At 44.6% G+C, this 13449-nt stretch carries 12 protein-coding genes; 5 read left to right on the forward strand and 7 right to left on the reverse strand.

Features of this window, described 5'->3' with window-relative positions; translation table 11 throughout:
* Positions 1 to 13 precede the first annotated feature (13 nt).
* Both B0E43_RS02785 and B0E43_RS02790 read left to right on the forward strand, forming a co-directional pair.
* Complete coding sequence (locus B0E43_RS02785) at positions 14 to 1096, forward strand: sugar phosphate isomerase/epimerase (RefSeq protein WP_077346595.1); 1083 nt, start codon at positions 14 to 16, stop codon at positions 1094 to 1096.
* Positions 1097 to 1230: 134 nt separating this feature from the next.
* Positions 1231 to 2025: an SDR family NAD(P)-dependent oxidoreductase gene (locus B0E43_RS02790; protein WP_077346596.1), complete on the forward strand. Its 795-nt coding sequence runs from the start codon at positions 1231 to 1233 to the stop codon at positions 2023 to 2025.
* A gap of 126 nt (positions 2026 to 2151) precedes the next feature.
* Here B0E43_RS02790 and B0E43_RS02795 read toward each other — a convergent pair whose 3' ends face one another.
* Positions 2152 to 3483: a GntP family permease gene (locus tag B0E43_RS02795; protein WP_077346597.1), complete on the reverse strand. Its 1332-nt coding sequence runs from the start codon at positions 3481 to 3483 to the stop codon at positions 2152 to 2154.
* A 179-nt stretch (positions 3484 to 3662) separates the two neighbouring features.
* On the opposite strand from B0E43_RS02795, the gene B0E43_RS02800 reads away from it, so the two are divergent.
* On the forward strand, positions 3663 to 5711 hold the full coding sequence (locus B0E43_RS02800) for a family 20 glycosylhydrolase (RefSeq protein ID WP_077346598.1): 2049 nt from the start codon (positions 3663 to 3665) through the stop codon (positions 5709 to 5711).
* A 379-nt stretch (positions 5712 to 6090) separates the two neighbouring features.
* Complete coding sequence (locus tag B0E43_RS02810; RefSeq protein ID WP_077346600.1) at positions 6091 to 6621, forward strand: transposase; 531 nt, start codon at positions 6091 to 6093, stop codon at positions 6619 to 6621.
* Positions 6622 to 6764: 143 nt separating this feature from the next.
* Here the strand turns inward: B0E43_RS02810 and B0E43_RS02815 are convergent, their stop codons facing one another.
* The 5 genes from B0E43_RS02815 to B0E43_RS02835 form a co-directional block, all read right to left on the reverse strand.
* Positions 6765 to 7238: an acyl-CoA thioesterase gene (locus tag B0E43_RS02815; RefSeq protein ID WP_077346601.1), complete on the reverse strand. Its 474-nt coding sequence runs from the start codon at positions 7236 to 7238 to the stop codon at positions 6765 to 6767.
* Positions 7239 to 7275: 37 nt separating this feature from the next.
* The gene (locus tag B0E43_RS02820; protein WP_077346602.1) at positions 7276 to 7713 is read right to left on the reverse strand and encodes a cupin domain-containing protein; all 438 of its coding nucleotides are present in this window, start codon (positions 7711 to 7713) and stop codon (positions 7276 to 7278) included.
* Between the two features lie 15 nt (positions 7714 to 7728).
* On the reverse strand, positions 7729 to 9018 hold the full coding sequence (locus tag B0E43_RS02825; protein ID WP_217349130.1) for an MgtC/SapB family protein: 1290 nt from the start codon (positions 9016 to 9018) through the stop codon (positions 7729 to 7731).
* A gap of 30 nt (positions 9019 to 9048) precedes the next feature.
* Positions 9049 to 9672, reverse strand: coding sequence for a hypothetical protein (locus B0E43_RS23055; protein WP_174567124.1), 624 nt, complete (start codon positions 9670 to 9672; stop codon positions 9049 to 9051).
* 145 nt (positions 9673 to 9817) lie between these two features.
* Positions 9818 to 10705 (reverse strand): dienelactone hydrolase family protein, encoded by an 888-nt coding sequence (locus tag B0E43_RS02835; RefSeq protein WP_077346604.1) that lies wholly within the window; start codon positions 10703 to 10705, stop codon positions 9818 to 9820.
* 765 nt (positions 10706 to 11470) lie between these two features.
* Between B0E43_RS02835 and B0E43_RS02840 the strand changes: the two genes are divergently transcribed.
* Entirely contained in the window at positions 11471 to 12814 is a 1344-nt protein-coding gene (locus B0E43_RS02840; protein WP_077346605.1) for a Gfo/Idh/MocA family protein, read from the forward strand.
* A gap of 149 nt (positions 12815 to 12963) precedes the next feature.
* Here the strand turns inward: B0E43_RS02840 and B0E43_RS02845 are convergent, their stop codons facing one another.
* A complete protein-coding gene (locus B0E43_RS02845; RefSeq protein ID WP_077346606.1) occupies positions 12964 to 13425 on the reverse strand; it encodes a DUF1456 family protein in 462 nt (153 codons plus the stop codon).
* Positions 13426 to 13449: the final 24 nt, after the last annotated feature.

Genomic DNA, 13449 nt, shown 5'->3' on the forward strand with positions numbered 1-13449 from the left:
CAAAATCAATCCGATGAATCGCCCGCTAAACCTTGAATCCCGAAGAGATTTTCTAAAAAAATCCAGCCTAGCTGCGGCTGCTCTTTCATTTCCATTTTCGGCTTTGCCGGAAAGTCTAAAAGGCGTCCCGATGGGTGTTGTGGTCCATTCCTACGGGATCCGATCAGGTTCCAAAGTAGAAAGTCAGAAGTATCCAGGGTTCAAAGATGCCCTCGATCTGATGCGTCATTGTCATTCAATTGGGGCTGGAGGAATTCAGACCACCGTTGGAGGTTGGGCAGAGGATTTTGTGAAAAAGGTGCGAGACGAGCGGGAAAAGCTAGACATGTATCTGGAAGGCAGTATCGGAATGCCGAAGAATCCCGAGGATGTAGCCCGGTTTGAAAAGGAGGTCTTGGCGGCAAAAGAAGCCGGAGTATCTGTGCTGAGAACGGTTTGTCTGAGCGGGAGGCGCTATGAAAACTTCAAATCCGAAGCGGAATGGGCTACTTTTCGTGAAAATTCCATGAAATCCATTCAATTGGCAGAGCCAATCGCGCGAAAGCACCAAGTAAAATTGGCAATCGAAAATCACAAGGACTGGAAAGCAATCGAACTTGCACAAATCATCCAAAATCTGGGAAGCGAGTGGGTGGGGGTGACCCTGGACTTTGGAAACAATGTTTCCCTGCTCGAAGAACCCATGGAGGTGATCCGGACTTTGGCCCCGTTTGCGTTTTCCACTCATGTGAAGGATATGGGAGTAAAACCCTTCGAAAAAGGCTTTTTGCTTTCCGAAGTGGAGCTAGGCACTGGGATTGTCGATTTGAAAGAAGCGGTAGCTTTGTGTCAAAAGCATAACCCGAACGTTACTTTTAGCTTGGAGATGATCACCCGCGATCCCTTGGAGATCCCTTGTCTTGAGGATAGTTATTGGGCGACTTTCGAGAATCCTACTGCTCAGGATTTGGCCAAAATCCTCCGTATGGTTCGGGATCAGACTTACCCAAATGCACTCCCCGAAGTGAAAAACCTGGATCCCGAACAGCGGTTGGCCTTTGAGGAAGAAAATGTGGTGAAGTGTCTTTCTTATTCTCGAAAAGAACTCTTGTCTTAAATTAGAAAAACGAATTACGAAATACGGGTTATTTTGGAACTCCAGTCGGAATTGCTTACTTGAAATGCCTCCTACCATCGGCTGTGGACTGTCGTCCGTCGTCTGTTGACAAAAAAACTAACAAATAAAAAAAAATGTCCCAACTCGACTTCTCCCAACTTCCTGGAATCAATCTTTTTTCACTTAAAGGAAAATCCGCCATCATCACAGGCGGCACCAAAGGCCTGGGTTTGGCGATGGCGGCCGGACTTGCTTCAGCAGGTGCGAATGTGATGCTTGTGAGTCGAAGTGCTTCCGACGGTGACGCGGCGGCAGCTGAAATCGCAGCGCAATACGGTGTGAAGGCATTGACTTTTGCCGCTGATGTTGTAGACAAATCAGCTATGGAGGAGATGGCAAAAACTGCTTTTGAAGCTTTCGGCAGCATTGATATCCTGATCAATTCTGCAGGAATCAATATTCGCGGAGCCATTGACGAGCTGAGTTACGAAGATTTTACCAAAGTGATGGACGTGAACGTGACCGGAACCTGGCTTGCAAGTCGCGCTGTGACTCCCTACATGAAGGATAAAAAGAAAGGTGCGATCATCAACCTGGCCAGTACCTTGGGCTTGGTTGGTTTGTCCAACAGGACGCCTTATGCCTCCAGCAAAGGGGCGGTAGTGCAGATGACGCGGTCTTTGGCCCTAGAGCTTGCGTCGTGGAGCATCACCGTGAACGCGATCTGTCCGGGACCATTTTTGACAGAAATGAATCTGCCAATTGCCGATACAGAAGAGGGGAAGAAGTTTGTCGTGGGTGCAACGGCTTTGGGTCGCTGGGGCGAGATGAAAGAAATCCAGGGTGCGGCGATTTTTCTGGCCTCTGATGCAGGAACCTATATGGTGGGATCGATGCTGACTGTGGATGGGGGCTGGACAGCGAGGTAATGAATTAAACTGAAAAGTTTAAAAGTTAAAAATGAAGACTGAATCACAGTGTGTTGAATACAACCAAATTTACTTGCAGACTAGAAGTTCAACTTCTAATCTACAAGTCTAATTTTTTAAGAAGTATTAGCTAACCACCATTGTCAGTACATAAATCACCACAATCGAGGTCACACCCGCTATGACTGTTCCGAGACTGTGCGACATATTTCCCTGTTTGATGCTCATGCCCGAGAGTTGTGTCACCACCCAGAAACCGCTGTCGTTGGCATGGGAAATAGCCAGTGAACCTGATCCGATAGCCAATGCTGTAAATACTTTCATTGTTTCTGAGTCCAATCCCAGGGGACCAAGAATTGGGGCAATGATGGATGCTGTGGTGATCATGGCAACTGTAGTGGAGCCTTGCGCGGTTTTCAATGCAAAGGCAATCAAAAATGGGAGGAAGATTCCCCAATTCGCATCGCTCATGCTTGAGGTCACCAAGTCACCGACTCCTGAGTTTTGAAGCATTTTTCCAAATACTGATCCTGCACCTGTAATCAGAATAACCGGGGCAGCCAGCAAAATGGATTCACCTATCCAGCCGGAAGATGAGAGTAGTTTTACATCAAATTTTTTGGGTAAAGTGAAGGACAGGAGAGCTCCCAAAAGTAGGGAAATCACTGGTGAACCGATAAACTGGACAATTTTGAAGAATTGCCCCTCCCCAAAAGGCTTGGTAGGATAATTGGCAATCGATGCAAGGATGATCAATACTAAGGGGATAAGAATGGGAGTCAAAGCTGAGAAAAAAGAGGGAAGCTGCTTTTTGTCCAGGGATTTTTCATCAACGACCAAATGAGCTTCCAGGGGGATTTTTACCACGAAATGGTTGACAAAAAAGTAAAGTGGAATCAATGCGATAAGAGAAACGATTAAGCCCCAAAATATCACCTGACCTAAATCAGCACCCAGGATCCCTGCTGCTGCGATCGGTCCGGGCGTGGGAGGCACCAAGGCATGACTGGCCATTGCACCCAGAGAAAGTGCAACAATCGTTGCGGCATAAGAAATCTTGGTTTTTGCAGCCAGTGATTTTGCGATGGGATTCATCATGATGATCGTGCTATCCCCAAACACAGGAATGGACAGCACCCAGCCACTGAGCATCATAGAAAGGTTGACTGACTTTTCACCTATCCACTTCAGGATTCGGTTTGCAATGACAATGGCTCCTCCGGTTTTTTCCAGAAAAGTACCCATGATCACTCCCAACAAAATCAGCAGACCAACACTGCCCATTACTCCTCCAAATCCTTCCGAGATCGATTTTACAATCAGTTCCGAAGGCATTCGCATCATCAGACCATATAAGATTGCGCCAACAAAAAGTGCCAGAAATGGGTGAATGTCGTACTTGACAATGGCAATCAGGATCAGTGCCAAGGCGACCAGGATGATAAGGAGTGTCAGCATTTTGGGTTAGTTGGGGTTAATATTTTCCGGTCTGATTTTTTTTCAACTCCAGAGAATCTAAAAATTAGGTAAAAAAGAGGAATATCAAAGGCCAATCATGGATTTACTCTGGATAACAGAATTTTTAAGCACTAATCTTCGGGATTTTCCTTTTTTTTGGGAAACATTAAACCCAACCCATGCGCTTCTTTCATCTTTCCACTGTTTTGTTCCTCTTTTTCTCGGTTTGGTCCTGTGGACCCAAGCCAAAATCAGATGCCCGCTTCGTGATTTTGCCCAGCCCCAGCTCTTTTGAGATTACCGGAGATTCCGGACTGGATATTACAGAAGTCGAAAATTCATTTAATCTCGCCAAAGAACTGTTTGTTTCCGGCAAGGATACCATTGAGTTGGGAAATGAGATTTTATCTTTTACCATTAATCCAGGCCTTGAAATCAAACCGGAAGGCTATGAATTGGAGATTTCGGATGAAATGGTCTCAATTCAAGCCAGTACAAAAGCAGGTCTTTGGTACGGTTTGATGACATTGGGCCAGCTTTTGGAAGATGCCAAGGACCAAACTGCCCCGCTTCCCATTTGTAAAATCTCGGATTCACCAGCCTTGTCTTATCGTGCGGTTCATCTGGACGTGAAGCACCATTTGGAAAAAAAGGAATACTACTACGAACTGATGGATCGCTTTGCTGAGCAGAAAATCAATGCCGTGATCGTCGAAATCGAAGATAAGTTACGTTATGAGTTGCAGCCTAAAGTGGGTTCATCGGATGCTTTTTCGATCTCCGACTGGAAAGCCATCAGCGACTACGCCATGGTGAGAAATATCCGGATCAGTCCGCTCGTACAAGGTTTGGGTCATGCATCTTTCATCCTGAAGCATGAAGAATACAAGCCGCTAAGAGACGATCCTGAGAGCGATTGGGCTTTCAATCCTTTGAATGAAGAAACGTATAAAGTTCAGTTTGATCTGTATGAGGATGCTTTGAAGGCATTTCCCCATGCCAATTACCTTCACGTCGGCGGTGACGAAGTCCATACGACAGGACGAAACAGTGGTAAATCTCCACTGGAGCTTCAGTTGACTTGGCTCAACCGGGTCAGTGAGTATGCAGCACAAAAGGGATTGACACCGATCTTTTGGGACGATATGCCCCTGCAAAATGCCGGCGTCTATCGGTCTATTTACGACAGTAAATTGACCGCTTCACAAGTGGATAGCATCTGGACTGCCAACGAGGAAAACCTTAATAAGTATGTCGATATGTTCCCCAAAAACTGCGTTTACATGCGCTGGAACTATGATATGCCAGAATCTCCCGGGAATATCCGGGCGATGAAGTGGTTTTCAGACAACGGTTTCAAAGTCATGGGCGCAACCGCCGGGCAAACACGATGGAACCTCCTTCCTCAAGATCAAAGCAATACCAACAATATCCGGGATTTTGCTTTGATCTCGATCCGGAATAAAGCGGATGGCCTGCTCCTGACACTTTGGGATGATGATTCTCCGCATTTTGAACTGTACCAAAGAGGGATTTCGATTTTCGCAGAGTATACTTGGGCGGGAGAAAAGCGAAATACAGAAGAACTCCACGCTGCTTACAGACAGCGGGCTTTTGGACCGGCATTGTCAGGAGCCGAAATGGAATTCATCAATGAACTTGAAGAACCTGTAGCCTTTTGGAAAAATGCCCTGTTGGATAAAAAACGGGACAGAAACCGCCTGAGAAAACTGGAAAATCCGATGGAAGAGGGGGTAATTCCTTTTCCAAATCCAGACTCCGCCGGAGTTTGGACTGCAAAATATCAGGACAAAATTGCGGCTGCGGAGGCCAATCTGGCGAGAGTGGACTCGGTGCTACAGCTCATCCAAGAATCTAAAAAGCTTGCAGTCAGAAACACCTACACTCTGGAAGTGTATGAACAAGTAGCTCAGGCAGCCCAATTTTCCAATCGGGCGATCCTGACGCTTGCCGAATTGGATGAACCAAGTGGAGAGAAAAGAAGTCTGGCTCAAGCGAAACTTGCCGGAATGGAAGAAGAGTGGAAAGCAATTCAAAGCCAGTTGGAAACAATCTATGGCAAAACCCGACAGCTCAACAAACCATCTGACTACGTTTTGGATCAGGATCACCACGTCCATTTGGCCAATCAGGCGTTGAACTTTTCAGACTGGCAGTTTTATGTGGAGGGCTTGTTTTTGGAGAAGGTGAAGGGGTTGGATAAGTGATGAGGTAATTAAAGAGGTAAGACCTCGGTTCCTCGGAATTTGCAATTCCGAGGTTCTGTTTTAGGATTTTCAATCCGTCTCTTTGAAGAGGGAATTACAAATTCCCAAACTAGGCTTCAGGATTGCAAATCCTGAAGAACGATGCTCCTGGTTCCTCTGGTTCCTTGGAATTTGAAATTCCGAGGACATGTTTTAGGATTTCAAATCCGTCTTTTTGACTAGTGGAATTAAAAATTCCCAAACAAGGCTTCAGGATTGCAAATCCTGAAGAACGCTGCTTCTGGGTCCTCGGAATTTGCAATTCCGAGGACTTGTTGTAGGTTTTTCAAACCGTTTTTTTCAGTAACTTAAATTGATTTTTAACTTAATCTTTTTCATCATGGCTTTTGAGTATTCAATCAAAGATCAAGGTGCTGTTCATTTTGTAACCTTCACAGTCAGAAGATGGGTTGATGTTTTTACCAGGTCGAATTATTGCGATCTTTTTATTGACAGTTTGAAGTATTGTCAAGAAAAGAAGGGATTGGAGATTTTTGCATGGGTAATCATGAGTAATCATGCTCATCTAATTTTGAGGGCGAAAAATGAAAATCTAAGTGACATCATCAGGGATTTTAAAAAGTATACTGCCAAACAGATATACAAGGCAATTTGTGAAAATCCTGTTGAAAGTAGAAAAGAGTGGTTGAAGATGCTGCTCAGTTATGAGGATAAAATTTGGTTCTGGGAAGAAGGTTATCATGGAGAGGAGATTTTTGCCTCTGAGTTTTTCGATCAAAAAGCGAATTACATCCATTTGAATCCTATAAGGACAAAAATTGTAGAGAAGGAGGAGGAATACATATACAGCAGTGCAGCGGATTTTTATGGAACCCGAAAAGGCAAATTGGAATTAAGTCAATTTGGGTGAGTCATGTTCCGCGGAATTTGTAATTCCGAGGTTCTGATTTAGGATTTTCAATCCGACTTTTTGACTAGGGGGATTCCAAATCCCCAAACAATGCTTCAGGATTGCAAATCCTGAAGAACATCGATTGCAAATCCTGAAGAGCCTTACTCATTAAAAAACGGCCGCATTTCCTCGTGGATTTCTCCCCGGAGTTTTTTCAGCTTTTCAGCATATTCTTCCAGTTTCTTTTCCTGCTCGGTTTTTGGCACCCAAGACTTGACTGTTTTAGGATTGCCATTTTCATCTACAGCTACAAAAATGATGATACAGTGGGTCTTTTTTTCAAACTTTTTTTCCGAAAAAGCTCTAGAATAGACCTCTACCATGATGTGAATGCTTGAGCTTCCGGTCAGGATCACCTGGCAATCAATTTTGATCAATTCACCTATGCTGATCGGTTTGTAGAAGCGGATCCCGCCAACATAGACTGTCACACAATAGCTTTCAGCCCAGGTTCGGGCACAGGTGTAGGCGGCCTGGTCGATCCATTTCATCACGGACCCTCCGTGGACTTTTCCACCGAAGTTGACGTCTCCGGGTTCACTGATAAACTGAAAGGTGGCCTTGTGTGAGCGCATGGAGGTTTGATTGATGGATCAGTCAAAAATAGGAGTTTTATTTCTGGATTAATTCCTTAACCACGATCTCCCTTCCTTCTGCCCCGGCGTAGAAAACGAGGATTTCGGCGGGTAAATCCCCGTTGTTAACTCCATGATGGATCGTGTTGACCACTTCGATGATCGGATCACCGGCTTTCATTTCCAGCACATTTCCTTCAACATCCACTACAGTCAATTCCCCTTTTAGCAATACTCCGGCATTAATCACCGGGTGATAGTGGTTGGGAAGCGTGGAGTGGGGAGGGATGGTGACTTTGATGATCGTGATTTTCGGTTTCCCCTCCGGATAAGCAGGGAGAGAGTCCCCGTTCCATGAGAGATAGGACTCCGCGATGAGTTCGGATCTTGGAGCAGTGGAGGTAGATATCTTTTCCTGGCAGGCAAAACTCAAGAGTGTAAGTGCTAAAAAACTAAGTTGAAGGCAAATTTTCATGGTGGCGGTTAGTAATCAAATAAGAAAAATCAAGGTAGCCAAGGCTGTTAGAAACATTGTTCCGTAACCGATTAGGAGATTTTTTCGAAGAGTTTTGCTACCTGCATAGATGCCGATCCCCATTTTTACCAGGGTATTGGAAATAGAAGCAATCAAAATTGCCAGAGCTGCAATTCCCAGATCCAATTTGACACCTGTCATTTTGGAGATTGAAATCGTAATGGCATCTATATCCGAAAAACCTGCAACAGCACTGGAAACTAAAGTGCCGCTTTCCCCCAGATTTTCATTTGCGTAACTCACCACCAGTAAAATCACAGAGTAAATCACCCCAAAAACCAAGGCGTTTTTCAGATCTAAAGGCTTTTTCAGAGGGATTTCTGTTTCGGTATTTTTTTGATTTTGCCTTTTGAAAAAAATGAAAAGCGTTATACCGATAGCGCTGAGGAAAACCAATCCTATTGCCGGAAGAAGCCGGTTGAAAAGCGTTTGGTTAAAAATGAAAGTCCAAATCAAAACGCGAATGAACATGATCGAAGAAGCAGCGAGTATGGCAGTGGCACAGCTGGCAGAAAGACTTTCGTTTTCCTTGCTTTTTTTGGCATAAACCCAAGTCACTGCCGTGCTTGATACAAGTCCACCCACAATTCCGCCAAGAAGAATTCCCTTGTTAGCACCAAGGAATTTGGTCAAAATATAGCCAACTAGGCCAAGCCCCGAAGTCAGGATAATCACCCAGCCGATTTCTTTTGGGTTTAGGACATTGTAGGGTCCAAAGTTTTGATCCGGTAAAAAGGGGAAGATCAAAAGGGCAATCACCACAAATCGGATGAAATCATACATTTCCTCCGCCGTGATCATTCCCACGATTGTTCTGATCCGGAATTTGGAGGAAAGCACCAAAACGGTCAGGACTGTGATCATGAGACTTATTTCGATCAGACCGATCAAAGTCAGAGATCCCAGTACAAATGCCAAAAGTGAACTGAATTCTGTCGTAGAGCCCCGGTCACCCTGTGAAGCCGTAAACCAATAAGTAGACGCAATCATGATACTTACTCCCAAGAAAATCGCCACATAAACCCAAGGAGAAAACAAAAAATTAAATACGGCTGCTACAAATCCCAAAAGAACCAAAAAGACAAAGGTTCGGATGCCCGCAAAGCCTTGGGATTTCTCCTTCATGGCCGTGTATTGCCGCTCCAGGCCGATCACTGAACCTATCCCAACTGCTACAAGCAATCGGATGATAAAATCTCCCTGGCTAAGCTGGAAGGAATCCTGATCTATAATTAATGTTTCCAAAATTCAGCAAATAGGGAAGTGGAAGTCCATTTAATCCTCTTCCATATAATATTGCACCTCCAAAAACACCTGTTCAGGTTGGTCTTCAGAATGGTTTAATGCAGTGAGCATGCCTCCAATCCTCAGCTTTCTTTCAGGAAGTGGGTCTCTATCTTTTTGGTGGGCTATCAGTACCACTGAATCAGAATCCTCAGAGCTTAATTCGTAAACTTCATAGGAAGTGACTATAGGTACCATGGTAAAACTCGTCACGGCACCCACTACCACAGGGACAAGGATTGTTCCGCCAAATTCTGTGGAGGTGCTGATTTTTTTTGGAGTTCCCAATAAAGTGGTACTGATTCCGGCTTTGCCATGCTCGGCCATTTGATCCAAACTCATGTGAACAGGCCGGTATTTTTCATACAGATCAAAAAGTTGGGTATCAAGTCTTGCGAGCACTCGTTCTCTGGATCGGTTGTCCAGCTGGGAAATAGACATGATCAAGAATAGAATCATTGCCTGTTTGTCGTTGGCCGCTCCGGCGACCTTGCCCAATTCCGCGGGGGAGACTACTCCGTCATGAGCATGGCTAAAGAGATTGAAGAATTTACCACCGTTGTCAAAAGCCTCAAGTGCTTCCTGAAAAGATTTAAAAGGGATGATGTGTTTCATTTGTTGCGAATTTTTCAAAAAGGCCCATCAAATATTCGGAATTATAAGGTTAGATGCAAGCGCCTTAAACTGGTCGAATTTTTATAAATAAAAAGGCGGGAAAACACTGTGTTCAAAAAGAAAAGGAGGCTGTCGCCCCCTTCTTTTATTTGAGATTTGCCTTAAAAAAGGCGATGGTTTTGTCCCAGGCCTGTTTGGCGGCTGCTTCATCAAATCTAGGTGTGGTATTGTTGTGAAACCCGTGGTTGACCCCGGGATAATTGACCATTTCGTACTTTTTGTTGTTGGCTTTAAGTGCTTCCTCATACGCTGGCCATCCGGCATTTACACGCTCATCCAATTCGGCATATACCACCAGCAAGGGAGCATTGATTTTTGAAACTTCCTCTACGGGCGGCTGACCGCCATAATACGGCACCGCGGCTCCTAAATCGGGAATCCTGACAGCCATCATGTTGGTAATCCAGCCACCAAAGCAAAATCCAACTGCTCCGATGTTGCCGTCACAATCCGGATGTTTTTTGAGGTAATCGTACGCGGCGATGAAGTCTTCAAGCATTTCGTTCCGGTCTCGTTTGGACTGCATTTCCCGACCTTGATCGTCATTTCCCGGATAGCCTCCCAGTGGAGTTAATGCATCGGGTGCTATCGAGATAAATCCGTCTACAGCACAGCGTCTTCCCACATCCTCGATATATGGATTGAGGCCACGGTTTTCATGGATGACTACGATTCCGGGGAATTTTCCGTTTCCAGCTGGTTTGGAAAGTAAACCTTTGATTTGACCGCCACCTTTGGGAGAATCATACATGACGTAGTCGGAGCTTTGCATCCGCTCGTCGTTGGGTTCGACGGTGCGGGTATTGACATAGTCTGGCATCATGGCACTCATCAGAGCAGCGGCAGTGATCCCCCCGGCAGTGTAGAGAGATAGCTTTTCCACAAAAGTCCGTCTGTCGATTCGGTTGTGACAGTAGTAATCATAGAGATCAAATACTTCCTGAGGAATATCCTCTTTTTTGAGTTTTTCCATTTTATCGGTTTGGTTAGTATGAATAAGTTATTCAAAATCAAGATGAAAAAAATGAAATAGGTAATGACGGTCTATTATTTTGGCAAATGGTCAAGATGGAATTGGAAACAGTTCAGATGCTTTCTATAAGTTTTGAAATCAGGATGCTTAAGGCCTTGAACTTGGCTGGAAAAATGGAATTTACAAATCTGTTTCCACAACCTTCCAACATGCTTTTTTATTTAAAAAGACCGAAAAGATAATTTAAACCGATAGAATGGCAGATTTCTGGGAACACTTAACTTGCTATCTGATCCACTTTTCCTGGTGTTTCCAAAAACTTGCATTTCGGTATTAGCCTTCTCATTGATTTCTGCGGTTTTGAGTAGTCCTTCCACCCTCAATTTAGAGTATTACGATCGTGTAGTTGGTAAAAAGTCCCCCTTTTACCCGGGACCATAGTATGATTGATTCAAAAAGGGAAAAATATTGCTAGGTAGCGGAAAATTACTAGGTGCGATTAGGTTCTTTAAATTAGAATATTGGGAAAAAATATGTGTTCACAGAATGAAGTATCTTGATCAACCTCTAAAACCAAAAATAATATCCTTGGTCCGAAACAGGTTTCAATACCAATTGCCCAGTCTTTAATTGATGCCTTTGTGAATGGCATACCTTCAAATTTCATCATAGAACGCATATTAATTCCAGGTCTGGAAATCAGGCGAACAAATAAAAAATAAAGTCTGAATTAAAACTTTAATCTCAAAATAAAACCATAACAAAATGTCAAAGGAACCAACCAGACGAACATTTATCAAAAAAACTGCGCTTGCCGGGACAGCGGCAATTTTTGCCCCAACCATTCTTTCTTCCAAAGTTTTCGGGGCAAACGACAGAATCAATGCCGCAGTTTTGGGTGTAAATGGAAGAGGCGGAAGCCATATCTCCAGCTTGATGGCGCAAAAGAATGTCCAAGTGACGACCCTGTGCGACCCGGACATGGATCTGCTAAGAAAAAAACAAAGTGATTTCAAGTCAAAGTACAATGCAGACGTTGCGCTGGAGCAGGATTTGCGCAGAGTCCTTGAAAACAAGGACATCGATGTGGTAAGTATTGCGATGCCAAATCATTGGCATGCATTGGCGACCATTTGGGCTTGCCAAGCCGGAAAAGACGTCTACGTGGAAAAGCCGGGTTCACACAACATTGCCGAAGGTCGCAAAATGATCGAAGCGGCTTACAAATACGATAGAATTGTCCAGCACGGCGTACAATTGAGAAGCTCTCCGGCAGTTCAGGAAGCAGTCAAATTGATGCGTGAGGGTTATATCGGCAAAGTTTACATGGCTCGGGGCTTGGTGTTTCGAATGAGAGGAGATATCGGTGACAAAGGATTTTCTCCAGTTCCGGAAGGTCTTGATTACGACCTGTGGACCGGTCCTGCACCGAAGCGTCCTTTTACCAAAAATCTGGTTCACTACAACTGGCATTGGCACTGGGATTATGGCAACGGTGATGTCGGAAACCAGGGTATCCACGAAACAGACATGTGCCAGTGGGGATTGAATGTAGGACTGCCTACCAAAATCACTTCAATGGGTGGAAAATTCCTTTGGAAAGACTGCAAGGAAACCCCGGAATTGCTGACCTCTATCTATCATTACCCTGAGGAAGAAAAAATCATCCAATTTGAAGTAAGACCTTGGCATACCAATGACGAAGGAGGAGCTACTGTGGGTAATATCTTCTATGGTGATAAGGGTGTCCTGGTGATCGATGGATACGACAAGTTCAAGACCTATTTGGGTAATGACCGAACTCCGGGTCTATCCGGAGAAGACGGTGGACCAAGCGCTGCAGGTGTCGATCGTGGTTTGGGTGGAACAGACGGCCACTTTGCCAATTTCATCGATGCCGTTCGTGCCCGTGACAGCTCAATCCTAAACGGACCGGTTGAAACAGCCCACTTGTCCTCTGCACTGGCTCATTTGGGAAATATTGCCTACAGACTTGACCGAGTGTTGAATTTCGACCCTAAATCAGAGAAGTTTGTAAATGATCCTGAGGCAGATGCTATGCTGAGCCGGAATTATAGAAAGGGATTTGAGGTTCCGGAAAACGTATAAGTTCCGGATTTCACTTGAATTACTTTAAAAGAAAAAACCTGTCAGGAATTCATTCCAGGCAGGTTTTTTTATTTGTGGTATTGGATTCGGTGAAAAAAGACACAGCAAGATCGAACTTCCCAAGCGCTTTGTCTTGGAAGTTTTTAAAATTAAGCTGGACGGTATTTCATCTGCAAACCCATCAGAAAATTACGCAGGACTTGGTCTTTGCATTCACGGAATTGCGATTGGCTGGGATTACGAAAAAAGGCGCTGAGTTCATGTTTGCTGATGCGGAAATCTCGCAAGCCAAAGACTTCCAGCATGTCCTCTTCCTTGAAGTTGAGTGCGATTTTGAGTTTGCGGAGGATCATATTGTTATTGATGGATTTTTCGGCTACGGGGATTTGATCATCCTTTTTGCCCCTATTGTGGATAATAAGTCCGTTGAGAAAAGCAGCCAAATCCTTGTCGTAGAGCTTTTTGAATTCGGGCTCGTCTTCTTTTTTGAGCCAGTGTGCGATTTCCTCTGCAAAAAGTTGTACACCGCCAAGGGCGAAAATCTCGGACATTTTGTGGTCATGAAAGTGAAAGGTATAGCGGAGGGTGCGAAGGATGTCATTGTTGCTCATGACTGCAAATATATAACTCACCGC

Source organism: Algoriphagus sp. A40, assembly GCF_002002735.1.
Classification (GTDB): domain Bacteria; phylum Bacteroidota; class Bacteroidia; order Cytophagales; family Cyclobacteriaceae; genus Algoriphagus.

Excerpts from the sequence above, each read along its gene's own strand:
- B0E43_RS02785 (WP_077346595.1), top strand. The coding sequence starts at position 14 with ATGAATCGCCCGCTAAACCTTGAATCCCGAAGAGATTTTCTAAAAAAA.
- B0E43_RS02790 (WP_077346596.1), top strand. The coding sequence starts at position 1,231 with ATGTCCCAACTCGACTTCTCCCAACTTCCTGGAATCAATCTTTTTTCA.
- B0E43_RS02795 (WP_077346597.1), bottom strand. The coding sequence starts at position 3,483 with ATGCTGACACTCCTTATCATCCTGGTCGCCTTGGCACTGATCCTGATT.
- B0E43_RS02800 (WP_077346598.1), top strand. The coding sequence starts at position 3,663 with ATGCGCTTCTTTCATCTTTCCACTGTTTTGTTCCTCTTTTTCTCGGTT.
- B0E43_RS02810 (WP_077346600.1), top strand. The coding sequence starts at position 6,091 with ATGGCTTTTGAGTATTCAATCAAAGATCAAGGTGCTGTTCATTTTGTA.
- B0E43_RS02815 (WP_077346601.1), bottom strand. The coding sequence starts at position 7,238 with ATGCGCTCACACAAGGCCACCTTTCAGTTTATCAGTGAACCCGGAGAC.
- B0E43_RS02820 (WP_077346602.1), bottom strand. The coding sequence starts at position 7,713 with ATGAAAATTTGCCTTCAACTTAGTTTTTTAGCACTTACACTCTTGAGT.
- B0E43_RS23055 (WP_174567124.1), bottom strand. The coding sequence starts at position 9,672 with ATGAAACACATCATCCCTTTTAAATCTTTTCAGGAAGCACTTGAGGCT.
- B0E43_RS02835 (WP_077346604.1), bottom strand. The coding sequence starts at position 10,705 with ATGGAAAAACTCAAAAAAGAGGATATTCCTCAGGAAGTATTTGATCTC.
- B0E43_RS02840 (WP_077346605.1), top strand. The coding sequence starts at position 11,471 with ATGTCAAAGGAACCAACCAGACGAACATTTATCAAAAAAACTGCGCTT.
- B0E43_RS02845 (WP_077346606.1), bottom strand. The coding sequence starts at position 13,425 with ATGAGCAACAATGACATCCTTCGCACCCTCCGCTATACCTTTCACTTT.